At 69.2% G+C, this 24,461-nt stretch carries 20 protein-coding genes and 1 pseudogene; 14 read left to right on the top strand and 7 right to left on the bottom strand.

The window, feature by feature from the left end; all coding sequences use genetic code 11:
• Positions 1-71 precede the first annotated feature (71 nt).
• A complete protein-coding gene (locus LPH33_RS11255) occupies positions 72-854 on the bottom strand; it encodes a helix-turn-helix transcriptional regulator (protein WP_372473013.1) in 783 nt (260 codons plus the stop codon).
• A 109-nt stretch (positions 855-963) separates the two neighbouring features.
• Between LPH33_RS11255 and mptB the strand changes: the two genes are divergently transcribed.
• From mptB to LPH33_RS11235, 4 genes are all read left to right on the top strand, one after another.
• Positions 964-2,691, top strand: coding sequence for a polyprenol phosphomannose-dependent alpha 1,6 mannosyltransferase MptB (gene mptB, locus LPH33_RS11250; RefSeq protein ID WP_420714488.1), 1,728 nt, complete (start codon positions 964-966; stop codon positions 2,689-2,691).
• 11 nt (positions 2,692-2,702) lie between these two features.
• Positions 2,703-3,647: an ABC transporter ATP-binding protein gene (locus LPH33_RS11245; protein ID WP_016691723.1), complete on the top strand. Its 945-nt coding sequence runs from the start codon at positions 2,703-2,705 to the stop codon at positions 3,645-3,647.
• Complete coding sequence (locus tag LPH33_RS11240; RefSeq protein ID WP_016691722.1) at positions 3,644-4,441, top strand: ABC transporter permease; 798 nt, start codon at positions 3,644-3,646, stop codon at positions 4,439-4,441. The genes LPH33_RS11245 and LPH33_RS11240 overlap by 4 nt, the downstream gene beginning before the upstream one ends.
• 68 nt (positions 4,442-4,509) lie before the next feature.
• Positions 4,510-5,475 (top strand): COX15/CtaA family protein, encoded by a 966-nt coding sequence (locus LPH33_RS11235; protein ID WP_088898523.1) that lies wholly within the window; start codon positions 4,510-4,512, stop codon positions 5,473-5,475.
• A 72-nt stretch (positions 5,476-5,547) separates the two neighbouring features.
• On the opposite strand, the gene LPH33_RS11230 is transcribed toward LPH33_RS11235, so the two are convergent.
• Positions 5,548-5,889 carry a hypothetical protein gene (locus LPH33_RS11230; protein ID WP_088898522.1) on the bottom strand — a complete coding sequence of 114 codons (342 nt, stop codon included), beginning with the start codon at positions 5,887-5,889 and terminating at the stop codon, positions 5,548-5,550.
• 23 nt (positions 5,890-5,912) lie between these two features.
• Here LPH33_RS11230 and LPH33_RS11225 point away from each other — a divergent pair, with 23 nt between their 5' ends.
• On the top strand, positions 5,913-6,878 hold the full coding sequence (locus LPH33_RS11225; protein ID WP_088898521.1) for a quinone oxidoreductase family protein: 966 nt from the start codon (positions 5,913-5,915) through the stop codon (positions 6,876-6,878).
• A 64-nt stretch (positions 6,879-6,942) separates the two neighbouring features.
• Here the strand turns inward: LPH33_RS11225 and LPH33_RS11220 are convergent, their stop codons facing one another.
• Positions 6,943-7,920, bottom strand: a complete 978-nt coding sequence (locus LPH33_RS11220) for a heme o synthase (RefSeq protein ID WP_088898520.1) — start codon at positions 7,918-7,920, stop codon at positions 6,943-6,945.
• Between the two features lie 212 nt (positions 7,921-8,132).
• Here LPH33_RS11220 and tkt point away from each other — a divergent pair, with 212 nt between their 5' ends.
• Genes tkt through pgl form a run of 5 tightly spaced genes read left to right on the top strand, consistent with a single transcriptional unit; the run spans position 8,133 to position 14,585 of the window.
• Positions 8,133-10,235, top strand: coding sequence for a transketolase (gene tkt / locus LPH33_RS11215; protein ID WP_229568034.1), 2,103 nt, complete (start codon positions 8,133-8,135; stop codon positions 10,233-10,235).
• A 4-nt stretch (positions 10,236-10,239) separates the two neighbouring features.
• Positions 10,240-11,385 (top strand): transaldolase, encoded by a 1,146-nt coding sequence (gene tal / locus LPH33_RS11210; RefSeq protein ID WP_088898519.1) that lies wholly within the window; start codon positions 10,240-10,242, stop codon positions 11,383-11,385.
• 2 nt (positions 11,386-11,387) lie between these two features.
• Complete coding sequence (zwf, locus tag LPH33_RS11205; protein ID WP_172414976.1) at positions 11,388-12,929, top strand: glucose-6-phosphate dehydrogenase; 1,542 nt, start codon at positions 11,388-11,390, stop codon at positions 12,927-12,929.
• The gene (gene opcA, locus LPH33_RS11200; RefSeq protein WP_324256232.1) at positions 12,926-13,834 is read left to right on the top strand and encodes a glucose-6-phosphate dehydrogenase assembly protein OpcA; all 909 of its coding nucleotides are present in this window, start codon (positions 12,926-12,928) and stop codon (positions 13,832-13,834) included. Before zwf ends, opcA begins: the two co-directional genes overlap by 4 nt.
• Positions 13,827-14,585 (top strand): 6-phosphogluconolactonase, encoded by a 759-nt coding sequence (pgl, locus tag LPH33_RS11195; protein ID WP_160875034.1) that lies wholly within the window; start codon positions 13,827-13,829, stop codon positions 14,583-14,585. The genes opcA and pgl overlap by 8 nt, the downstream gene beginning before the upstream one ends.
• Before the next feature lie 373 nt (positions 14,586-14,958).
• Here pgl and LPH33_RS11190 read toward each other — a convergent pair whose 3' ends face one another.
• Both LPH33_RS11190 and LPH33_RS11185 read right to left on the bottom strand, forming a co-directional pair.
• Positions 14,959-16,728 (bottom strand): GMC family oxidoreductase N-terminal domain-containing protein, encoded by a 1,770-nt coding sequence (locus tag LPH33_RS11190; protein ID WP_088898518.1) that lies wholly within the window; start codon positions 16,726-16,728, stop codon positions 14,959-14,961.
• Positions 16,729-17,409: a hypothetical protein gene (locus LPH33_RS11185; RefSeq protein WP_016691711.1), complete on the bottom strand. Its 681-nt coding sequence runs from the start codon at positions 17,407-17,409 to the stop codon at positions 16,729-16,731.
• A gap of 391 nt (positions 17,410-17,800) precedes the next feature.
• Between LPH33_RS11185 and LPH33_RS11180 the strand changes: the two genes are divergently transcribed.
• The 4 genes and pseudogenes from LPH33_RS11180 to LPH33_RS11165 all read left to right on the top strand — a co-directional run.
• Positions 17,801-19,288: a hypothetical protein gene (locus LPH33_RS11180; RefSeq protein ID WP_229568032.1), complete on the top strand. Its 1,488-nt coding sequence runs from the start codon at positions 17,801-17,803 to the stop codon at positions 19,286-19,288.
• A gap of 252 nt (positions 19,289-19,540) precedes the next feature.
• Complete coding sequence (locus tag LPH33_RS11175) at positions 19,541-20,980, top strand: MFS transporter (RefSeq protein ID WP_229568031.1); 1,440 nt, start codon at positions 19,541-19,543, stop codon at positions 20,978-20,980.
• A gap of 68 nt (positions 20,981-21,048) precedes the next feature.
• Positions 21,049-21,537 carry an SRPBCC domain-containing protein gene (locus tag LPH33_RS11170; protein WP_088898515.1) on the top strand — a complete coding sequence of 163 codons (489 nt, stop codon included), beginning with the start codon at positions 21,049-21,051 and terminating at the stop codon, positions 21,535-21,537.
• A 130-nt stretch (positions 21,538-21,667) separates the two neighbouring features.
• A pseudogene (locus LPH33_RS11165) lies at positions 21,668-22,483 on the top strand (DUF2235 domain-containing protein); the annotation flags it as partial.
• A 362-nt stretch (positions 22,484-22,845) separates the two neighbouring features.
• On the opposite strand, the gene LPH33_RS11160 reads toward LPH33_RS11165, so the two are convergent.
• Positions 22,846-24,096 carry an RNA polymerase sigma factor gene (locus LPH33_RS11160; RefSeq protein WP_088898513.1) on the bottom strand — a complete coding sequence of 417 codons (1,251 nt, stop codon included), beginning with the start codon at positions 24,094-24,096 and terminating at the stop codon, positions 22,846-22,848.
• A 3-nt stretch (positions 24,097-24,099) separates the two neighbouring features.
• Positions 24,100-24,438: a YciI family protein gene (locus LPH33_RS11155; RefSeq protein ID WP_088898512.1), complete on the bottom strand. Its 339-nt coding sequence runs from the start codon at positions 24,436-24,438 to the stop codon at positions 24,100-24,102.
• Positions 24,439-24,461 lie beyond the last annotated feature (23 nt).

Raw genomic sequence — 24,461 nt, 5'->3', positions numbered from 1 at the left:
GTCGACGGTCGACGGGTGGGTGGATGTCTTCCTGGTGTGCCCTGGTTCGCGGAGCACTCGCGGTGGGGTCGTCACGTGGGCGGCTCCGGACGGGGCACATCCGCTCTGGGGAGAACGGGCACGTGTGTCGTGCAGAAGGCGTCGCCGTTCGCGATCGTCGCGAGGCGTTGCACGTGGGTTCCGAGGATCCGCACGAAGGCCTCCTGCTCCGCCTCGCACAGTTCGGGGAACTGCTCCGCGACGTGCGAGACAGGGCAGTGGTGCTGGCAGATCTGCACGCCGGTGCCGACGCGTCGGGTCGAGGCGGCGAAACCGGAGGCGGTGAACGCCCCGGCGATCTCCTCGGCGACGCTCTCGACGTCGTCGACGTTCTCGTCGGCGGGTGCGATGGTGCCGAGGATCGAGTCCACGCGGCGCCGCGCGAAGTCCTCCACGGCGGCGTCGCCTCCGAGTTCGCGCAGGTGCCGCATCGCGGCGGTGGCGAGATCGTCGTAGGAGTGCCCGAGTCGGGCACGCCCGACGGCGGTGAGCTGGAAGCGGCGGGCGGGGCGGCCACGACCGCGTCCCTGCCTGCGCGGCGGCGCGGCGGCCTGCGCCTCACCGGACTCGATGAGCGCGTCGAGATGGCGTCGCACGCCCGCGGCACTGAGCCCCAGACGCTCGCCGATCTCCGGCGCGGTGATGGGACCTTCTTCGAGCAGCAGCTGCACGACTGCGGCGCGGGTTTGACCCTCCGGGATCTCGCGGCCCGTCGAAGCAGGATTCCTGCGGGTGTCCTCGACGCGCGACGCCGTCGCGGCAGGTGCGTGACCTGCGCGTTCTGCGGTGTCGGTGGTGTCGGACCGGTATTTCACAACACCAGTGTGACGGAATTCGGAAGCACGGTCCACCAAGGGTGCCCTTTGTTACACCTCATGACGGAGCCGTCGAAGACCACCCTCGCCGTCCCGTTACGCTTCTGACGTGCCGTCGACTCCTCCCCTGTGCGCCCCGCGCACGACGTCTCCGTCGCCGGGCCGATCCGGGGTCCGCGAACGGCTGCACGTGTGGATCCGACGCGCCCTGGGCCTCGACGCCCCGGGCCCACACGCCGATGTCTCGGTCGTGCTGCACGGCGACGAGACCGAAGGCCGCGGACTCGACGCGATCGAGAACATCTATCTCCACCGCATCCGGCTGCTCGGCGCGACCGGCGCCGTCCTCATGGCGGTCGGAGCGCTCGGCGCCGGCGCCCAACCGGTCCTGCAGAACCCCGTGCAGGGCGTCCGCGCCCTCGGACTGGCGGCACGTATGCCGAGCGCCGCCCTCACGACCACCATGATCGGCACGGCGCTGGTGATCCTTGCCTGGCTGCTGCTCGGCCGGTTCGCGATCGGCCGGAGCGCACCGCACGGTCCCGCGCGCCGACTGTCCCGGTCACAGCTCGACCGCACCTTGCTGCTGTGGATCCTTCCGCTGGTCGTCGCGCCGCCGATGTTCAGCAAGGACGTCTACTCGTATCTCGCGCAGAGCGAGATCGCGGCGCGCGGGCTCGATCCCTACGCCATCGGTCCGGCCGGCGCGCTGGGGGTCGACCACGTCCTGACCCGGACTGTGCCGAACATCTGGCGCGACACCTCGGCCCCCTACGGCCCGGCCTTCCTGTGGATCGGCGAGAAGATCACCTACCTCACGGGCGAGAACATCGTGGCCGGCATCTTCGTCCACCGCCTGCTCGCGCTCGTGGGTGTAGCCCTGATCGTGTGGGCGCTGCCGCGGCTCGCCCGCCGGTGCGGCGTCGCGTCGGTGAGCGCATTGTGGCTCGGTGCCGCGAACCCGCTGTTGCTCTTCCACCTGGTTGCCGGCATCCACAACGAGGCCCTGATGCTCGGGCTCATGCTCGCCGGAGTCGAACTCGCGCTGCGGGCCGTCCACCCGGACGACGAGGCAGCCTCGCGCCTGCGTCTCGCGGGATGGCTCGCGGCCGGCACCGCGCTGATCGCCCTGTCGTCGATGATCAAGGTGCCCTCGCTGCTCGCGCTCGGATTCGTCGGCATGGCCCTTGCCCGCAAGTGGGGTGGCGGCTTCCGCGCCGTGATCGCCGCCGCCGCGATCCTCGGGATCGGGACCTGCGTCGTCATCGGCGCTGTGAGCTGGGGCAGCGGCTTGGGCTTCGGCTGGACGAAGACCCTGGGCACCGCCACGGAGGTCCGCAGCTGGATGTCGATCCCGACCCTGCTCGGCATGGGTACCGGCCTCGGGGGCGTGCTGCTCGGTCTCGGCGACCACACGACGGCCGTACTGTCCATCACACGCCCCATCGCAGCGCTGGTGGCCGCCTTCGTCACGGTGCGCATGCTGCTCGCGGTGCTCATGGGACGGATCCATCCGGTCGGTGCGCTGGGAGTGTCGCTGGGTGCGATCGTGCTGCTCTTCCCGGTCGTGCAACCGTGGTATCTGCTGTGGGCGGTGATCCCGCTCGCGGCCTGGGCGACCCGCCCGGTCTTCCGGATCCCCACCATCGCGTTCTCGTCGGTCGTCGGCATGATCCTCATGCCCAACGGCAGCGAATACCAACCGTTCATCATCGTCCAGGCGTCGATCGCGACCATCGTCGTGGTCGGGCTGATCATCGTCGCCACACGCTCCCGGCTGCCGTGGCGGCTGCAGGAGCGCACACCACCGCGTCCGACGGAAACCGCGGACGCCTAGGCTGGAACCCTGTGACCCCGAGTTCTCCCGCCGGTGCGGTACCGGCCGTGCGCCTGGACGGCGTCGTCAAGACCTACGGGGGCGTCACCGCCGTGAACGGTCTCGATCTGACCGTCGAACGTGCCCAGGTGCTCGCCCTCCTCGGCCCGAACGGCGCCGGTAAGACCACCACCGTGGAAATGTGCGAGGGGTTCGTCACTCCCGACGCGGGCACGGTCCGCGTCCTGGGTCTCGATCCTGTCGCCGATTCCGACGCCCTCCGCCCCCGGATCGGCGTGATGCTGCAGGGTGGCGGCGCATATCCGGGTTCGCGGGCCGGCGAGATGCTCGACCTGGTGGCGGCGTACTCGGCCGATCCCCTCGACCCCGACTGGCTGCTCCAGCGCCTCGGACTCACCGATGCCCGCCGCACCCCCTACCGCCGGCTGTCGGGCGGACAACAGCAACGCCTCGCGCTCGCGTGCGCGCTGGTCGGACGCCCCGAACTGGTGTTCCTCGACGAACCGACGGCGGGTCTCGACGCGCAGGCCCGGCTCCTCGTGTGGGAACTGATCGACGCGCTGCGCCGCGACGGCGTGAGCGTGCTGCTCACCACCCACCTCATGGACGAGGCCGAAGAGCTCGCCGACGAGATCGTCATCATCGATCACGGCCGGGTGGTCGCCGCGGGAACGCCGGACGAGGTCACCCGTGACGGCGCCGAGGGCCAGTTGTGGCTGACCGCGCCTGCGGGTCTCGACCTGAGCGCCCTGCAGTCCGCTCTGGCCGGCACCCACCGGGTCCGGGAGGACAATCCCGGGCGGTATCTCGTCGAGGGCACGATCGAACCGTCCGTCGTCGCGGCGGCGGCCACCTGGTGCGCGAACCTGGGCGCACTGGCAACCGAGATCCGGGTGGATCAACGCAGCCTCGAGGACGTCTTCCTCGAGTTGACCGGTCGGGAGTTGAGAGGGTGAGCGTGACCCACGATCGTCTGGCGAACAACCGGTTCGCGGAGGGGACCTTCACCCCGCGACCGCAGCCGAACTCGCCGTCGAAGATGCTCGCGGCGCAGACCGCCATGGAACTCAAGCTGCTGCTACGCAACGGCGAGCAGCTCCTGTTGACCATGTTCATCCCGATCACGCTGCTGATCGGCCTGTCGCTGCTGCCCATCGGCGATCTCGGCGACTCGCGGGTCGACAGCGTGCTGCCTGCGGTGATGATGGTGGCCGTGATGTCGACGGCGTTCACCGGTCAGGCGATCGCCGTGGGCTTCGACCGCCGCTACGGCGCCCTCAAGCGGATCGGCGCGACCGCGCTGCCCAAGTGGGGGATCATCGCGGGCAAGAGCGCAGCGGTGGGCATCGTCGTCGTGCTGCAGGCCGTGCTGCTCGGCGCCATCGGACTGGCCCTGGGCTGGCGCCCCTCCCCCGTCGACCTGCTCATCGGGGCGGTCGTCATCGCCCTGGGCACGGTGATGTTCGCGACACTGGGGCTGCTGCTCGGCGGAACCCTGCGCGCCGAGATCGTGCTCGCCCTCGCGAACATCGTGTGGTTCGTGCTGTTGGGCATCGGCAGCATCGTGGTGCTCGGCGACGTGATCCCCGAAGCGGTGGTCCACCTGCTGCGGATCGTGCCGTCGGGGGCGCTGACGCTCGCGCTCGAGAACGCCACCTCGGGTGTGTTCGACTGGCTGTCGATCGTCTCGCTGCTCGTCTGGACGGTGATCGGCGGCACCGCCGCGGCGCGCTGGTTCCGCTTCACCTGAGTCGTGGGCGGCCCGATCGGGCACGACCCAACTACAGCGTGTAGTGGTTCACGCCGTACCATCGAACCGTGTTGTATCGCGGCTACCTGAGCCTTGTCGACCGTCTCCCCCTGCCGTCGCTGCGGACGCAGAAGATCATCGCGTTCCTCACGATCGTCACCCAGGGCGGCATCGCCGTGACCGGCTCGGTCGTCCGCGTCACCGCCTCCGGACTGGGTTGCCCGACCTGGCCGCAGTGCTTCCCCGGGTCGCTGGTTCCGGTGGGTGTGTCGAGCGGGGTGAACACCCTGCATCAGGTGGTCGAGTTCGGCAATCGGCTGCTGACCTTCGTGGTCGTGGCCGTCGCAGCCGCGATCGTCCTGGCCGTCACCCGCGCGCGGCGCCGCAAGGAGGTCATCGCCTGGGCATGGTTGATGCCTGCGGGCACCGTGCTGCAGGCGATCATCGGCGGCATCACCGTCCTGGCCGGTCTGGCCTGGTGGACGGTCGCGATCCACCTGCTCGCATCGATGCTCATGGTGTGGCTGGCGACGGTGCTCTACGCGAAGGTGAGCGAGCCGGACGACGGGACGGTGGTGCAGGTTCTGCCCCAGCCGCTGCGCTGGCTCACCGCGTTGTCGGGTGTCGCGCTCGCCGGGGTCCTCGTGCTCGGCACGATGGTCACCGGCGCCGGCCCGCACGCCGGAGACAAGAGCATCGACAGGCCCGTTCCGCGCCTCGCACTCGACATCACCAATCTCGTCCACCTGCACGCCGAAGCGCTCGTCGGCTACCTCGCGCTGCTGATCGGCCTCACCTTCGCCGTCTACGCGGTCCGCGCACCGCGAGCCGTCACGCTGCGACTGAAGGTCGTCCTCGCCCTGGTGGTCGCACAGGCCGGCATCGGCCTCGTCCAGTTCTGGACGGACGTGCCAGCCGTACTGGTCGTCTTCCACGTCGCCGGCGCCGGACTGTGCACGGCGGCGACCGCGGCGGTGTGGGCGGCCGGACGGACGCGCACGACCGCTCCGGATCGCGAACCCGTTCCGGCCTGATCGTTCGACGACGCGGCCCCTTCCCGGGTTTCCGGAAAGGGGCCGCGTGTCGTCGTACGGGGATCGGGCCTGTCAGCGCTCGTTGCGGGCCTTCGGGAACTTCGTCTGGCGTGCCACCCAGCCGGCCATCTTCGCCCAATGACCCTTCTGCGGGTTGGCGATGCTGGTGACCTCGCGGTCCCACTCGGAGACGGTGACGTCGGGGATCTCCTCGACGATGACGCGCGCCGTCGGGAGGTCCTTCGCGACGCGGTCGCCGAGGGTGCCGTCGGCGGCGACCACGGTGATCCGGACGCCGGACAGACCGATCGGCTGCAGCACGGCCTTCCCGGAACCTCCGTGCTCGGCGACGAAGCTGCGGATGGACGAGACGATGTCGGCCGGTGCGGCCACGACCTGTGTTTCGACGCTCATGTCTGCAGAATACTGTGAGCGCTATGCACGCAATCGAAGTGGCACAGCACGGAGGCCCCGACGTCCTCGTCCCCGTCGAACGACCCGACCCCTCGCCCGGACCGGGTGAGCTGCTGGTCCGCACGGACGCGATCGGCGTCAACTTCATCGACACCTACTTCCGCACCGGCCTCTACGGCACGGAGCTGCCGTACATCCCGGGCTCGGAGGGCACGGGCACGGTCGTCGCCGTCGGCGAAGGTGTGCGGGACACGGCGGTCGGCGACCGGGTGTCGTGGTGCGAGGCACCCGGCTCGTATGCCGAACTGGTCCGCGTCCGCGAGCAGGTCGCCGTGCCGGTCCCGGACTCGGTGCCGGCCGAGCAGGCCGCCTCGGTCCTCCTGCAGGGCATGACGGCGCACTACCTGCTGAACTCCGTCCACCCGGCACAGCCCGGCGAGACGGTGCTCGTCCACGCCGGTGCCGGTGGGGTGGGGCTGATCCTGACGCAGCTCGCCGTCGCGAAGGGCGTGCGGGTGATCACCACGGTGTCCTCCGACGAGAAGGAGGCCCTGTCGCGCGAGGCCGGTGCCGCGGAGGTGCTGCGCTACGGCGACGACCTCGCCGGGAAGGTGCGCGAGCTCACCGACGGTGAGGGGGTGGCCGCGGCCTACGACGGTGTCGGTGCCGCGACCTTCGAGGCGTCGCTGGCGTCCGTCCGCGTGCGCGGCACGGTCGCGCTGTTCGGTGCCGCGAGCGGCCCCGTCCCGCCCTTCGACCTGCAGCGGCTGAACCCGGCGGGTTCGCTGTTCGTCACGCGGCCGACCCTCGTGCACTACACCCGCGACCGCGAGGAACTGCTGTGGCGGGCGGGCGACGTGCTCGCGGCGCTGGCCGACGGGTCGCTGAAGCTCCGCGTCGGAGCGAGCTATCCCCTCGCCGAGGCCGCCCGCGCCCACGCAGATCTCGAAGGACGCCGGACCACCGGATCGATCGTCCTGATCCCGTGATCTCCCGACCCGACACGACGAACGCCCCGGCCGATCGGCCGGGGCGTTCGTCGTCGAGCGTGGGTCAGAAGTACGAGCCGATCGTGGGCAGTGCGAGCACGGAGTCGATCGCCAGGCCCAGGCACACCACCGCGAGGTAGTTGTTGGACTGCAGGAACAGCTTGAGCGGCTTGACCGACGCCCCACCGCGCACGCTGTTGAACAGCTGGTGCGCGACGATCAGGAACCAGGCGCCCGCGAGCAGCGCGACGGCCGCGTAGATCACACCGGCGGCCGGGACGATCACCAGCGTCGCGATCACGGTCGCCCAGGTGTAGAGCACGATCTGCTTCGTGACGTGCTGCTCGGTGGCGATGACCGGCAGCATCGGCACGCCGGCGGCCTTGTAGTCCTCCTTGTAGCGCATCGCGAGCGCCCAGGTGTGCGGCGGCGTCCAGAAGAAGATGACCAGGAACAACACGATGGGTTCCCAGCTCAGCGAACCCGTCACGGCGGCCCAGCCGACCATCACGGGCATACATCCGGCGGCCCCGCCCCAGACCACGTTCTGCCAGGTCCGGCGTTTGAGCACCATCGTGTACACGAGTACGTAGAACGCGATCGTCGCCACGACCAGCAGTCCGGCCAACAGGTTGGCGCGCCACCACAACCACGCGAAGGACGCGATCCCGAGGATCATGCCGAAGACGAAGGCGTTGCGTGTCGGCACCGTCTGCCGGGCGAGAGGACGCAACGCGGTGCGTTTCATCACCTTGTCGATATCGGCGTCGACGACGCAGTTGAGCGAGTTGGCGCTCGCCGCACCCATCCAGCCGCCGAACAGGGTGCTCAGGATGAGCACGATGTCGACGTTGCCGCGGTCGGCGAACAGCATCGCGGGAATGGTCGCGACCAGCAGGAGTTCGATCACCCGCGGCTTGGTCAACGCGATGTAGGCGAGGACGGTGCCGGAGATCCGGCCCCACGCGGTGTCGGGGCGCGGGGCGCTCGGCGCTTCGGGGACGCCGAAGCCGTGTCCTCCCGGCCGTCGCCCTGCCCGCACACTGTCTCCTTGTCCCACGCGGATCCGCACCTTCGTTTCGCCCGTTCACGGTCGCCCGGTTCCGGACGCTCCTCTACTACGAACGATGGTAGACCGGACCGTTGCCCGGACCGAATCGACCCGTTCGGAGCAGCGCACTAGTCTGAAGTAGCGCGCGGGCCGACTTCCACCCGCCGGGACCCCGTACACCCATGTCAGGAGACTTCAAGCTCGTGTCGATCACAGACGAGATCCGCACCCTCACCCAGCCTGCGCATCCTGCCGACTGGACCGACCTGGACACCAAGGCCGTCGACACCGCGCGCGTGCTCGCCGCCGACGCCGTGCAGAAGGTCGGAAACGGGCATCCCGGTACCGCGATGAGCCTCGCTCCCCTCGCGTACACCCTCTTCCAGCGTGTGATGCGCCACGATCCGACCGACCCCGAGTGGGTCGGCCGCGACCGCTTCGTGCTCTCGTGCGGACATTCGAGCCTGACGCTGTACACCCAGCTGTACCTGTCCGGTTACGGACTCGAGCTCGCCGACCTCGAGGCGCTGCGCACGTGGGGTTCGCTCACCCCGGGCCACCCCGAGTACGGCCACACCGCCGGCGTCGAGATGACCACCGGCCCGCTGGGTCAGGGTCTCGCCTCCGCCGTGGGTATGGCGATGGCCGCCCGCCGCGAGCGCGGTCTGTTCGATCCCGAGGCGCCCGCCGGCTCGAGCCCGTTCGACCACTACGTCTACGTGATCGCCTCCGACGGCGACATCGAGGAGGGCGTGACCTCCGAGGCGTCCTCGCTCGCCGGTGTCCAACAGCTCGGCAACCTGATCGTCTTCTACGACGACAACAAGATCTCCATCGAGCACGACACCGCGATCGCTCTCGGTGAGGACGTCTCCAAGCGCTACGAGGCCTACGGCTGGCACGTGCAGACCGTCGAGGGCGGAGAGAACGTCGCCGCGCTGCTCGAGGCCGTCGAGGCCGCGAAGGCGGTCACCGACCGTCCGTCCTTCATCTCCGTCCGCACGATCATCGGCTACCCGGCCCCGACGAAGATGAACAGCGGCGACGCGCACGGTGCCGCGCTCGGCGCCGACGAGGTCGCCGAGATCAAGAAGATCCTCGGCTTCGACCCCGAGAAGAACTTCGACGTCGACCCGGCCGTGATCGAGCACGCCCGGCAGGTCGTGACGCGCGGCACCGAGGCACGCGCGGCTTGGCAGGCCGACTTCGACGCGTGGGCCGCCCGCGAGCCGCAGCGCAAGGAACTGTTCGACCGCCTGCACGCCGGTGAGTTCCCGGAGGGCTGGGTCGACGCACTGCCGACCTACGAGCCCACCGAGAGCGGTCCCGCGACCCGCTCGGCGTCCGGCAAGGCCCTCGCCGCGCTCGGACCGGTGCTGCCCGAGCTGTGGGGCGGCTCCGCCGACCTCGCCGGCAGCAACAACACGACGATCCCCGGTTCCGACTCCTTCGGTCCCGAGTCGATCTCCACGAAGGACTGGAACGCGCAGCCCTACGGACGCACGCTGCACTTCGGTGTCCGTGAGCACGCGATGGGATCGATCCTCAACGGCATCGCCCTGCACGGCCCGACCCGCCCCTACGGCGGCACCTTCCTCGTCTTCTCCGACTACATGCGGCCCGCGGTGCGTCTCGCGGCCCTCATGCAGACCCCGGCGATCTACGTGTGGACGCACGACTCGATCGGTCTCGGCGAGGACGGCCCGACGCACCAGCCGATCGAGCACCTCGCGGCGCTGCGCGCGATCCCGAATCTCGCCGTGATCCGCCCGGCCGACGCCAACGAGACGTCGTTCGCGTGGAAGGCCGCGCTGGAGAACCGCACCGGCCCGACCGCGCTCGCGTTGACCCGTCAGAACGTGCCGGTGCTCGAGGGCACGCGGGAGAAGGCCGCCGAGGGTGTCGCCCGCGGCGCCTACATCCTGGCCGAGGCATCCTCGGGCACCCCGGAGGTCGTGATCCTCGCGACCGGTTCCGAGGTTCAGCTCGCCGTCGCCGCCCGCGAGACCCTCGAGGCCGACGGTGTGGCCACCCGCGTCGTCTCGGTGCCGGTGCTCGACCGGTTCCTCGAGCAGGACCAGGCCTACCGCGACGAGGTGCTGCCCCCGTCGGTGCGTGCCCGCGTGTCCGTCGAGGCCGGTCTCGCGATGCCGTGGTACCGCCTCATCGGCGACGCCGGTGAGCCGGTCTCGCTCGAGCACTACGGCGCCTCCGCCGACTACGAGACCCTGTACCGCGAGTTCGGCATCACTGCCGAGGCCGTCGTCGACGCCGCGCGTCGCTCGCTGACCCGAGTGAAGGGATGATCCGATGACCCAGCAGACCTCCACGCAGAACGCTGCGCTGGCCGAACTGTCCGCCCAGGGTGTCTCGGTGTGGCTGGACGACCTGTCCCGCGACCTCATCGATTCCGGCAAGCTCGCCGAGCTCGTCGCGACCCGCAGTGTCGTGGGTGTGACGACCAACCCGTCGATCTTCCAGGCCGCCCTGTCGAAGGGCCACGCCTACGACGCGCAGATCCGCGATCTCGCTGCCGCCGGCGCCGACGCCACCGAGGCGATCCGCACCGTCACCACCGACGACGTGCGCGCGGCCTGCGACGTCCTCGCGCCGGTGTTCGAGGCGACGGACGGCCTCGACGGACGGGTGTCGATCGAGGTCGACCCGCGTCTGGCGCACAAGACGGACGACACCGTCCAGCAGGCCCTCGAGCTGTGGCGAATCGTCGACCGCCCGAACCTGTTCATCAAGATCCCGGCGACGGTGGCGGGTCTGCCGGCCATCGCCCGGGTGATCGGTGAGGGTGTCAGCGTCAACGTCACGCTGATCTTCTCGGTCGAGCGCTACGAGCGGGTCATCGAGGCCTACCTCGACGGCCTGACCGCAGCGAAGGCCTCCGGTCACGACCTGTCGAAGATCCGCTCGGTCGCGTCGTTCTTCGTCTCGCGTGTCGACACCGAGATCGACCCGCGCCTCGAGGAGATCGGCACCGATCAGGCGTTGGCGCTGCGCGGCAAGGCCGGTCTCGCCAACGCGCGACTCGCGTACGGCGCCTACCAGCGCGCGTTCGAGGGCGGGACGCGGTTCGAGCAGCTCACCGAGGCGGGTGCCGTTCCCCAGCGTGCGCTGTGGGCGTCGACGGGTGTGAAGAACCCCGATTACCCCGACACCCTCTACGTCACCGAACTGGTCGCGCCGAACACCGTGAACACGATGCCGGAGAAGACCCTCGAGGCCGTCGCCGACCACGGTGAGGTCACGGGCGACACCGTCACCCGCAACATCGCCTCCTCCCAGCAGGTCTTCGACGCGCTGGCATCGGTCGGTGTGGATCTTCCCGACGTCTTCCGCAAGCTCGAGGACGAGGGTGTGGAGAAGTTCGTCGTGTCGTGGAAGGACCTGCTCGCGGCGACGGCGGAACAGCTCGCGGCTCACGCGCCGGGCGCGGAGGGCTGAACGTGCCCGAATCCGGTGCGGCGGAGTGGGTGAATCCGCTCCGGGACAACAGAGATCGCAGACTGCCACGTATCGCCGGCCCGTGCGCGCTGGTGATCTTCGGTGTGACCGGCGATCTGGCCCGGCGCAAGTTGATGCCCGCCGTCTACGATCTCGCCAACCGCGGCCTCCTGCCGCCCGGATTCGCGCTCGTCGGTTTCGCCCGGAGGGACTGGGCCGACGAGGATTTCGGTCAGGTGGTCCACGACGCGGTACGTGAGCATTCGCGTACCCCCTTCCGCGAGGAGGTCTGGCAGCGCCTCGCGGAGGGGATCCGCTTCGTGCAGGGCACCTTCGACGACGATGCGGCGTTCGCGGAGCTCGCGACAACCCTCGAGAAGCTCGACCGCGAGCGCGGTACGGGTGGCAACCACGCGTTCTACCTGTCGGTTCCCCCGGACGCCTTCCCCGTGGTGTGCGGGCAGCTGTCGCGTTCGGGTCTGGCCGCGCAACGCAACGGCTCGTGGAGCCGCGTCGTGATCGAGAAGCCGTTCGGGCACAACCTCGAGAGTGCGCGCGAGCTCAATTCGGTTGTCGGTGAGGTGTTCTCCGAGGAATCCGTCTTCCGCATCGACCACTATCTCGGCAAGGAGACGGTCCAGAACATCCTCGCGTTGCGGTTCGCGAACCAAATGTTCGAGCCGGTGTGGAACGCGCACTACGTCGACCACGTGCAGATCACGATGGCCGAGGACATCGGTCTCGGTGGTCGCGCCGGCTACTACGACGGCATCGGCGCGGCGCGCGACGTCATCCAGAACCACCTCCTGCAGCTGCTCGCCTTCACCGCGATGGAGGAGCCGGTGAGCTTCGCGGCGTCGGAGCTGCACGCGGAGAAGATCAAGGTGCTCTCCGCGACCCGGCCGGCCGAGCCGTTCGACGAGACCACCGCGCGCGGCCAGTACGCATCCGGCTGGCAGGGCGGCGAGAAGGTCGTCGGTCTGCTCGAGGAGAAGGGCTTCGCGGCGGATTCGACCACCGAGACGTACGCGGCCATCACCCTCGAGGTCGACACCCGCCGCTGGGCGGGTGTCCCCTTCTATCTGCGCACCGGCAAGCGCCTCGGCCGCCGCGTCACCGAGATCGCGGTGGTCTTCAAGCGGGCCCCACACCTGCCGTTCGACAAGACCATGACCGAGGAACTCGGTCAGAACGCGCTGGTGATCCGCGTGCAGCCCGACGAGGGCATCACGATGCGCTTCGGCTCGAAGGTGCCCGGCTCCGAGATGGAGGTCCGGGACGTGAACATGGACTTCAGTTACGGCCAGGCGTTCACGGTCTCCTCCCCCGAGGCCTACGAGCGGTTGATCCTCGACGTGCTCCTCGGCGTCCCGTCACTGTTCCCGGTGGACGAGGAAGTCGAATTGTCCTGGAAGATCCTCGATCCGGTGCTCGAGCACTGGGCGGCGAACGGGCGACCGGAGCCCTACGAGTCCGGCACCTGGGGTCCGCGTTCGGCCGACGAGATGCTGCGGCGCACCGGCCGGGAATGGAGGCGTCCGTGAGGCTCCAGTTGCGCAACACCTCCGCCAACGCCATCAGCCGCAAGCTGGTGGAGTTGCGGCGGTCGAGCGGAATGGTCACGCAGGGACGTGTTCTCACGTTCATCGTGTGCGCCGGCGACGCGCGGGGCCTCGACGCCGCGATCACGGCCGCCACCGAGGCGTCGAAGGAACATCCCTGCCGCGTCATCGTCGTCGGTCGCGGCCGGCAGGACGGTCCGTCGCGGCTCGACGCGGAGATCCGGGTCGCCGGTGAAGCGGGTGCCTCCGAGGCGTTGATCCTCGCCCTGCACGGCGAACTCGGTGAACATCAGGAGTCGGTCGTGGTGCCGTTCCTGCTGCCGGACACCCCCGTCGTCGCGTGGTGGCCCAACCAGGCCCCCGCGGTCCCGGCCGAGGACCCGGTGGGTCGCCTCGCCGTCCGCCGCATCACCGACGTGACCAACTCCGACGACCCGCGTGCCGATCTCGCGACCCGCCTGTCCGGTTACCGGCCGGGCGACACGGATCTGGCCTGGGCCCGCATCACCTACTGGCGGGCGCTGCTGGTCTCGGCACTCGATCAGCCGCCCTACGAGCCGGTGCTCTCGGCGCGCGTGTCGGGTCTGCGGACCGAGCCGGCCGTCGATCTGATCGCGGGCTGGCTCGCGAGCCGTCTCGACTGCCCCGTCGAGCGAGCTATCGGCGAGCTGAGGGTGGAACTGCGCACGGCGTCGCAGACGATCGCCCTGGAACGCCCGCAGGAAGGCCGCGTGGCGACCCTCGAACGCACCCACAAGCCCGATTCGCTGATCAGCCTGGCACGCCGGAACTCGGCCGAATGTCTCGCCGAGGAACTGCGTCGCCTCGATCCCGACGAAGTCTACGAAGCCGCATTGTCGGCCCTGCCGAAGGTGGATTATGTCTGACACGGTCCGCACTCCGTCCGAGATCCGGCGTTTCGCCGACGCCGACGAGGTCGCCCGCGCCGCGGCGTCCGCCTTCGTCGATGCCGTCGTCGCCGCGCAGCGCGAGCGGGTGCAGGCCCACGTCGTGCTCACCGGCGGCGGTACCGGTATCGCGATGCTCGAGAACGTGCGGCGCGACCAGGGCGCCATCGACTGGTCGGCGGTGAACGTCTACTTCGGCGACGAGCGTTTCCTGCCGCCCGGCGATCCGGATCGCAACGAGGTGCAGGCCCGTGAGGCTCTGCTCGACCACGTGCCGATCGACCCGGCCCGCATCCACACCATGCCGGCGCTCGGTGAGGACGGGTGCAGCACGCCGCAGGACTCGGCCCAGCGGTACGCCGAACTCCTCGCGGCGCACTCCCCCGACGGCACCGCACCGGTCTTCGACGTGCACCTGCTCGGCATGGGCGGTGAGGGACACATCAATTCGCTGTTCCCCCACACCGACGCGGTGCGCGAGTCCGAACGTTTCGTGGTGGGTGTCGACGACTCCCCGAAGCCGCCGCCGGCCCGGGTGACGCTGACGCTGCCCGCCGTGCAGCGGGCGCGGCAGGTCTGGTTGCTGGTCACCGGTGACGCCAAGGCGGAGGCCGTCGCAGCGGCCGTGGGTGGTGCCGCACCGGAGGACTTCCCCTCCGCCGGCGCCCGCGGCACCGAAGGCACCGTGTGGTTCCTCGATCCGGCTGCCGCAGCGCAACTCCCGGCGTAGTAACCGAGCGGAGCACCGGGAGCCCGACGCCGTGATCGGCGATCCGGACGTCACGCGCCGGCGCCGTCGAAGTCGGGATCGTCGGCGTCGTCCGTCTCCACACGGCGCCCCTCCGAAGTACCGGCGGTGTCGCCGTCGTCGACACCGCTTCGCACGCACCGCATCCGATTCATCGAACGCGGGCCTGCCGTCGAGCGCAGCGCGCGCAGTGGTGATCGGCCCGGGACACATCGCACCGTTCGTGGGTCCATGCCGGTGAGCTCCTCCCGTCGTGGACCGTTGTCGTCACGGCCCTCTGTCTCGTTCGACGCGCCGGGACGCCCGACGGTTCCACTCGGGACGAAATCGATGGTTCCGATCCGGGATCGAGCGGTCAGATACTCCGTTCGATCACCGCGGCGGTGACGCGGTCGTCGATCGACGACACGGGGTTCTCCCGTGCCACCCAGGGATCGCCACCGAAGTACTTCGCGAAGATCTTCTCGGCCGTGCGGGTGGCGATCGCCTGTGTCGTCAACGTCGGGTTCGGGCCTCCGAGACTGTTGGCGAGCGCCGAGTTGTCGGCGACGAACAACCTTTTCACCCACCGCGCCTCCGCGTCGGCGTCGAGCACCGAATCCCGGTCGCTCACCCCCATCCTCATGCTCGACTGCGAGTGCAGGATCAGCGGTGGCCAGTCGCAGCGATGCACCCTCTTCGCGCCCGCCGCCCTCATCAACTCGACGGCCGTGCGGGTCGCGTGGTCACGATTGCGGCGGGTACGAGCCGAGCGCCGACGATGCTGCACGGTCACCCGCGGCGCCAGACCCCCTTCGTCCGGATACAGGATCGGTGAGAGCGTCACGCGGTTGTCCGGTTCGACGTCGTCGTCCGAGATGACGAGCGCGGCGAGGACGCGGTCGGCGTCGGCCATCGTGTCGAGCAGGTCGCGTCCGACGAGCCGACCCACACTGTCGGCCCCCGCCGAATCGACGACACCGCCGGCACGTCCGTATCCGTGGATGCCGGAGTCGCTGAAGTTCAGCGCGTACGCGATCAACGCCGGGGGCAGGCCGACCTGCTCGATCCCGCCGTAGCCGGGCAGATCGACGCGCGCGTTGGATCCCGGTCCGCGCGTCTGCCCGGTGTACTCGTCGAAGACGCCGAAGACCGCGTCCATGTGGTGGTCGGTGAGGCCGCGGCCGACCCAGCCGTTCGGATTCGGCAGCGTCGAGTTCAGCCACAATCTCGGGCTCTCGATGCACCCTGCCGCCAGCACCACCACCGGCGCGGTCGCCTCGTGCTCCTCCCCCGCTGTCGTGAACCGCACGCCGCGCGCCACGGTCTCCCCGTTCACCTCCTCGACGAGGATCTCGGAGACCACCGCATCGGCGATCAGGGTGACGGCACGCCCCTGGGGTGACCACGCGTCTGCGGTGAGCATCATCGGGACATACGAGTTGTCGGTGGAGCGTTTGGCCTTGAGATTCCGCGGCGCCCCCAGCGGCAGGAAACAGCCCTGATAACAGTGCCCGCACATCGTGCAGCCCCGCGCTTCTGGATGGTGCAGACGCGCGCGGTCCCGGGTGCGGCCGGCGGTGCCACCGGGCTGGAGGATCGCGTTCTGCTGGGCGCGATGGGCTGGCCCGGTGGTGTCGAGCGAGGTCTGGTGCGGCAGCCCCATGGCCGCTGCACCCCGCAGGAACAACTGCTCCTTGGCGCCCATCGGTGCGGTCTGCACGGGCAGCGTGGCCTCCACCCACTCGTAGTAGGGACGCAGCTCGTCGTATCCGAAGGGGAACAGGTGCGCCGTGTCGTACATGGCGCGGTCGGCGCCGTCGTATCCGGAGAACGCGCCGGGTGCCGCCCGCGGCGAGTTGCCGAAGAAGTGCAGCGTGGTGCCACCGACACCGGACACCTGCCACACGAACGAGTTCTGGGGCAGATCACGCAGCCACGGCGTGCCCGAGCGGTCCCCCGGCCCGTGGCGGAACAGCCCGGTGATCGGATTGTTGATGTCGTCCTCGAAATGGGTCCACTCGTTCTCCGGGTCGGCGAAGCGGGGGCCTGCCTCGAGAACGAGCACGTCGAGACCGCGCGCTGCGAGTTCCTTGGCCACGACGGGTCCGCCGCCACCCGCCCCGATGACGATGACGTCGGTCATCTATTTCTCCACCTCGTCGATTCCGCCGTAGTAGCCCAGGAACTCGTCCCACCCGTCGCTCGGCCCGGAATAGCGGCTCAGTTCCCAGCCGACCGGGCGCCCGGTGACCTCGCGCCGGGCGCGGTCGTACGCGGAGACCTCGGAGAAGGCCGCGAAGGCGGCCAGGGTGGGGATCGCGTTGACCACGAATTTCAGCACCAGGCCCTCGAAACGCGGGTCGGTGTCGAGCCATTCGAAGACCTGCGCTTTCGCGGCATGGCTCAGATTCGCGAAGGGCGCCGCGAACGGCCCGCTCACCGAACGCGGGTCGGCGGTGACACCGAAGGTGTTGAGCAGCACTGCGATCGCCGCGGCACCGGGCAGGTTGCCCGCCTCGGGTCCGAGCAACGGCATCGGCGACGCCTGGTCCAGGGTTCGCTCGAGGGATTCCGCCGTGCCGACGGTGACGCCGCCGGGCCGGTCGGTCCACACGCCCTGCTGGTGCGAGTACGGGTCGTTGCCGGGTACGACGAACGCGAGCACTCCGTTGATCGTGTCGCGCACGGGAGGCGTCTCGCTCAGCGGACTCGCGTTCACCTCCCGCGCGAACACGCCTGCGGTGCCGACCAACGCCGCCATCGTCGTGGCCATCCCGGCGAGAAAACGCCGCCTGTTCCAGTACCCGTGCTGCGGGTCGTCCACGTCGCCCCCTCGTCGCTTCGTGGTGCAGCGTACGAGATGTCACGGAACGGTTGCGGTATTTCGTCCGGATCGCCCCTCGGTCGCACGGACCGGCGGAGCGATCGACGGAATCGGGTAGCTCGCTACCCGTGCCGTCCGCACCCGAGGCGCGCAGGATTCGAATACAGCCGAACGATGCAACGGGGTGAGAATCATGTTGCAGAAGAGGGAGAGCAACCGGTTCGCGTCTGCCCTGAAGACACTCCGAAGCCTGGACGATGCTCTCGCTACCCGTCCCGGCAACGATAGCCACGGCGGCGCTCCCGCGCCGGCTTCGGACACGGCACCTGCGGAACTGCGCAATGCGACGCCTTCCCGCTTGCACATCACCCACGCGGACGGTCGGACGCTCGTGTTCGCACCGCTCGAACGCCGCGTACCGACCGACCCGGAGCGACAGTGGCCCTGGGAGGGCCTGATCCGCCACGGATACGTCGTCCCCCTGCACGCCACAACGGATACACCCCTCGACGGCACCAAGGCTCGTTCCCGCCGTCAACTCCACACGGTCACGTTGTGGTGCGGGCTCGTGATCAGCGTGGCGGTGCCTATCTCGGCATTCGCTACCGGACTGGTGAGCATCACGGCGGCGCCCGTCGTCGCAGTCGCATTTGTCGCAGTGGCAACCATGTTGCCGGGCCTGTTGTTCTTCCTGTTCGACCGTCAACGTCTGAGTACGCTCCGCGACCGCTTCGAATGGCAGATCTTCCGCCTGGACCCGAACGTCCACACGTTGGCAGACGTGCAGGCCAAGTACGGCGGCCAGATGGACGAGGTCTTCTACGCCGCAGACGAGCGGACCACCACGGTGAACGCCACCCAGCGACTGTGGCCCATCCTCGTTTCCACCGTCACCATCGCGTTGGGCTGGACCATGGCGCTGTACTCCCCAGCCGCGTCGTCCGGCACGCCCGATACGAGTCTCTTCACTGCGCTCGCCGATCCGCTCGCGTTCGCATTCCTGGGCGCGTACTTCTTCTCCCTCAACACCTGCCTGCGCCGGTATTCACGGAACGACTTACGGCCCAAGGCATACAGCGCGATCACCGTACGAGTGATCACCGTCGTCATCCTTGCCTGCTTGCTCCAGGCCGTCGTCGAATCACCGGAGTCGCGGGTCTACGACGCCACCGTGCTCCCATTGGCGTTCGTGATCGGCGTGCTTCCCGAAACCGCGATGGTGCTACTGCGCGACACCCTGCGGCGTTTCGCCCTCACCAAGAAACGCCGCATGCTCGAAGAGCAATTGCCGCTCACCGACATCGAGGGACTCGACCTCTACGACCGGGCACGACTGATCGACGAGGGTGTGCCCAACGTCGAAGCCCTTGCGCATCACGATCTCGTCGATCTGCTGCTCGAGACACGGATTCCGGTCGGCCGCCTCGTCGACTGGGTCGATCAGGCGATTCTGCGACTCCATATCGTGGATTCGACCGCCGAGACGGATCCCGAGGGCGCGAGAGTGCTGTCCGACCTGCGCGCACTGGGCATTCGTAGCGCGACCGACCTCCTGGCGGCCCGGCAGAGATGCGCCCACCGTAAGGCGTTGGTCGAGGCGGTCGCCCGTGGTAACGAGTCACCCGCAGACGCCGAGAACCGTCTGGAACTTCTCGTCACCGCCCTGTGTGACGACGAGTGGATCACCTACATACGCACCTGGCGGGACCGGACCCTGGTCTCGGACCGGTACATCCGGCTCGACCGGAACGGTGAACCCGCATCCGTGAGGACCGAAGTGCCGGACAACGACCTTCACGACTGCCGCCGTCCGAATTCGCGGATCTCTTCCCTGTACCGACGGTTCACCCCGCCGTACCGAATCGAGACGATCCTGTGAACGGATTCGAGTAGCGCACTACTCGTGCCGATGCCTGCCGATGGCGCACACTGGGAATATCGATTCGGTGGACACGGAAGCGTCCCCCGTCCGAGGAGAAGTCGTGCGAATGCAGAACATGGAGCGACGAGTATCGCATCGGTGATCCCGCCTTCCGGCGGTCCGATCCCGGCGTGCCCTCGCTTCGTGTTGCATTCCGTTCCGGCCCTGCCCTCGACTCCGTCGAGCGCCGACTTCTTCCAAGGACCCGTCATGTCCTCGCACCATGTTGCGGTTCCGCAGCTCTCATCACCGACGTCCGGCGATCCATTACCCACACATCGCGACATTCTCGCGGTGCTGCTTCCCCTGCTCGCCGCGCTGTTCGCCGCCTTGCTCTCCGGCACCGTCGCGATCCCTGCACTGCCTGCCGTCACGGCGGAACTCGGTGGCGGGTCCGTAGGCCTGACCTGGATCATCACGGTCGCTCTCCTGGCCAACGCGACCACCACCCCGGTCTGGGGATCGATATCCGACCGCTACGACACACGCCTCCTCGTCCAGGCGGCGCTGCTGACGCTGACGGCGGGATCGGTGGTCTCGGCCTGCGCTCCGGCTCTGCCCGTCCTCCTCGCCGGCCGCGTGGTGCAAGGGATCGGCCTCGGCGGCGTCGTGGCCGTCACCGTCGCGGTGCTCGGCGCCCTCATCCCGCCGCGGGAACAGGGTCGTTATGCCGGATACGGCGCCGTGGTCATGGCGGTGTCGATGGCCGGCGGTCCGCTCCTCGGCGGCGCCCTCGTCGATACGCCCCTCGGCTGGCGGGCCTGCTTCCTCGTTCCTGCGGCACCGGCCGCCATCGCACTGGTCGCACTGCGACGCAGGCTGAAGCCGGGGCCGCGCAACTCGTCGGACGCGCGGATCGACTGGGTCGGCGCGGTACTGCTCACGTCCGGGGTGACGCTGGTGCTCGTGTGGGTCAGCGCCGGAAATGGGAGCCGGTCGTCGTGGCCACAGGTCGGATACCTCCTCGGCAGCGGTGTCCTGCTCGTCGCTGCGCTCGCCGTCGAACGCCGCACTCCCGCACCTGTGGTTCCGGTGGATCTGCTCGGGCAGCGCACCGTCGCGTGCGCCCTGATCACGTCCGTGTCGTCCGGGTTCGCGTTCTACGCAGCGCTGTCCTTCCTCAGCGAGTACTTCCAGGCGGTGCGCCACCACACGGCCACTGCCACAGGGATCCTACTGACCCCCTTGGTGTTCGGACTCGCGTCGTCCTCCTACACCTCGGGTCGTCTCATCACCCGCTCCGGCAGGTGGAAGGCACTGCTCGTGGCCGGGTCCGTGCTCCAGGTCGCCGGATGCGCGATGCTCGCGTTCGCCGACGGCAACACCGCTCCGTGGTGGATCGAGCTCGCCGTCCTGCTGCTCGGCCTGGGAATCGGGGTCCTGTTGCAGAATCTCGTGACGCTGGTCCAGAACGCCGTCGCTCCGGAGCGTTTCGGAGCGGCCGGTGCGGCGGTCTTCTTCTTCCGTCTCATCGGAGCGGCGGTGGGTCTGCCTCTCCTCGCCGCGACGGTCCCGCCCCACGGCCAGGGCACCGGCCAGGTCTTCCTCCTGCTGGCGGCGCTGTCCGTCGTCGGACTCGTCGCGGTCGCGCTGCTGCCCAACCAACGGCTGCGCACCTCCTTCGCCGCAGCGGAGGAACCATCGCGGTGAAACGGACCGCGCAGGCAGCCGAATGCAGGACAATTCCGATAAGGCGAGCGCCATCGAGAGGAGCCGTGATGAGCACGCCGAGGACGAACACAGGCGAAGTGAGCCCGGAACGTGATTGTCCGAGCGACGCGTCGCTGGTGCGGCTGATCTACCACCGCAACTTCCTGCTCCCGATCGGCGAGGTCTGGGCGGCACTCACCGATTCGGAGAAGCTGGGTCGCTGGTACGGCACGTACACCGGCGACCCGGCCACGGGCCGTGTGCTCCTGACGATGACCGACGACCTCGACTCGGCCACCACCTATGTCGACATCCTCCGGTGCTCTCCCCCGGAGGGATTCGCCGTCGACGTGGACGGGTGGCAGCTCGAGGTGGCGCTGCGCCAGGTCGGGAAGGTCACCACCCTCGAGTTCACACACCGCCACGTCCCGCGCTCGGAGGCCGGAGAGATCGGGCCGGGGTGGCAGTACTACCTCGACCGTCTCGACGCGGCACTGGCCGGCACTCGCCCGCCGGTGTGGGACGACTACCTCGACCTGGTCGACGAATACCGCTGACCGGCGCCGTTCGCTGCAGTGATCCGCCCGACGAGCACCACCGGATTCGAGTAGCGCACTACCCGTGAGACCTCCCGAGCCGCCTCCTAGCGTCGAATCCACCAACCGGTCGCATTCAGGGAGCACTACGATGCCGCAGCCCGGAACGAGCACACAACCGACAGAGATCACGCAGAAGGTCGCGAGAAGGAAGGGATCGAAGAACATCGTCCTGTGCTTCGACGGCACCGGCAACGAAATTCGGGCGAAGGGGAACACCAACGTCGTCCGTCTGTTCCGCGCGCTCGAGAACACGACGGGCGAACAGGTCACCTACTACGACCCCGGCGTCGGTACCTTCTCCTCCGCCGGGGCCTCGACGCGTGTGGGACAGAGGATCTCCCGCACGCTCGGCCTCGCATTCGGCGTCGGTATCAAGACGAACCTCGCAGAGGCCTACACGTTCCTGATGAAGCAGTGGGAGCCCGGTGATCGCATCTATCTCTTCGGGTTCAGCCGGGGCGCCCACACAGCACGTGCCTTCGCGGCGATGTTGCATCTCGTCGGCCTTCCACGGGCGTCGTCCGAGAATCTCGTGCAGTACGCGATCGCCGCATACGCCCGTCGCAGGTCCTGGGACTCCGACGACTTCGCATGCGCCGAACAGTTCGCGACGACCGTGTGCCGCGCGTCGAACGGGACGTTCTCCGTCCCCGTGCACTACCTCGGGATCTGGGACAGCGTCAGCGCACCCGGAATCTTCGAGAAGGACTACCACTTCGAAAAGACGGCCGAGTTGCCGAACGTGGAATCCGGCCGGCACGCGATCTCCATCGACGAGTACCGCAGGCCGTACAGGGTGGACAAGGTCGCGAACGACCGGATCGAGGAGGTCTGGTTCTCGGGCGTCCACTCCGACGTCGGAGGCGGATTCGAGGACTGCCGACTCGCCGACATCTCGCTCCGCTGGGTCCTCGAGGGTGCCCTCGACCACGGCGTGCTCCTGCGCCGGACGGTGAGCCTGCGGCAGCTTCCGAAACCGGAGCAGACGAGCGCGACGGCCACGCCGACCCGGATGAGCCGCATCTGGTGGCTCATCGGTCGAGGAACTCGTGAGATCCTCGGCGGGACACGATCTCCCGAAGGACTGAAAGTCCACGAGAGCGTCAGGCTCCGGGAGGACCGTCTGGCGGCCCGGCTACGGAATCCGCACTGGGTCGATCCGGAGTGGTACACGCCGAAGCGCTACGACCTCGAGGTATCCGGCTATACGAACCGCCGAACCGCGCCGCTCCGTCCTGATCGGAGGTCTCGGCGCACCGGGGTCGGTCACAACTCGCGCGAACGCGACAACTCCGCCGACCTCGCCCTGAGGTGGCGTCGCTCGGGTTCGGTACCGGCGAGCTCGAACGCCCGCCGATATGCTTCGGCCGCTTCGCCTTTCCGGCCGACCCGGGCCAGCAACTCGGCCCGCGCCACCACGTACGGCCCGTAGTCGCGCAGACCCGGCTCCTCGGCGAGTCCGTCGAGGAGTTCGAGGCCGGCCGCGGGCCCGTCGCGCATCGCAACCGCAACGGCGCGGTTCAGTGCGACGACCGGTGACGGGCTCATGGCAGTCAGCACGTCGTAGAGGGCGACGATCTGCGGCCAGTCGGTGCTGTCGAGGTCGCTCGCTTCGTCGTGCAGCGCGGCTATCGCGGCCTGCACCCCGTACGGTCCGGGTGGTCCTCCGGTGAGCGCGGCGACCACCAGTGCACTGCCCTCGTCGATCATCGCGCGATCCCACCGGGAACGGTCCTGCACCTCGAGCAGCATCACGGCGCCGGACGGGTCGGTGCGCGCGTCCCGGCGGGCGTGGACGAGCAGCATCAGCGCGAGCAACCCGCTCACCTCCCGTTCCGCCGGCATCAGACGGTGCAGGATGCGCGTGAGGCGGATCGCTTCCTCGGCCAGGTCGGGGCGTTGCAGATGTTCGCCGCTGCTCGCGGCGTAGCCCTCGGTGAAGATCGCGTACAGCGCCGCGAGCACCACGGGCAGCCGCTCGGGCAGTTCGTCCGGTCCGGGCACCCGGAACGGGATGCGGGCACCGCGGATCTTCTTCTTGGCCCGCACGATCCGCTGCGCCATCGTCGGCGACGGGACGAGGAAGGCCCGCGCGACCTCGTTCGTGGTGAGACCGCCGAGGCAGCGCAGGATCAGCGCGACGCGGTCGTCCGTCGCGAGGGCGGGGTGGGCGCACGTGAAGAACAGCTCGAGGCGGTCGTCCGGCAGTTCCCCGGCCCCGAGCGGCTCGTACGGCGCGCGACGTTCGGTGTCGACGGCGAGTTCGGCCAGTCGCGTCGCATACACGCGGTCGCGGCGCACCCGATCCAGCGCTCGGCGCCTGGCCGTGGTGAGCAGCCACGCGCCCGGACGCTCGGGCACACCGTCGACCGGCCAGTGCACGAGCGCCGCCTCGAGTGCCTCCGATGCGACCTCTTCGGCGAGATCGAGATCGCCGAAGCGATGGACGAGCGCGGCGAGGAGCCGGCCGTGTTCCTCACGGAACACCGACTCGACGGCGGCGGCCGACTCCCCCATCGCTCAGTCCCCGAAGTCGGCGATCGGCCGCACGACGACCGTGCCGCCGTCCCTCGACCCGGGGCAGCGTGCCGCCCAGTCGAGTGCCTCGTCGAGGCTGCCGACGTCGATGACGTCGTATCCGCCGAGCACCTCGCGGCTCTCGCCGAACGGCCCATCGGTCACCGTGCGTCGTCCGTCCGCGTCGACCTGCACGGTCGTCGCGGTGACGAGATCCTGCAGGGCGTGCCCGGACACGAGGACACCCGCATCGCGCATCGCCTTCTCGTAGTCCTGCCAGTCCTCGAAGGTGCAGGTGGGCTCGTCGGTCGTGGATGCGTAGATCAGCAGCATGTACTTCATCGCGGTTGCTCCCGTCTGTGTGG

The organism is Rhodococcus sp. RDE2 (assembly GCF_020885655.1).
GTDB lineage: Bacteria > Actinomycetota > Actinomycetes > Mycobacteriales > Mycobacteriaceae > Rhodococcus > Rhodococcus pyridinivorans.
Note: the sequence above shows the minus strand (reverse complement) of the source record. Positions and strands in the feature narration are given on the sequence as shown.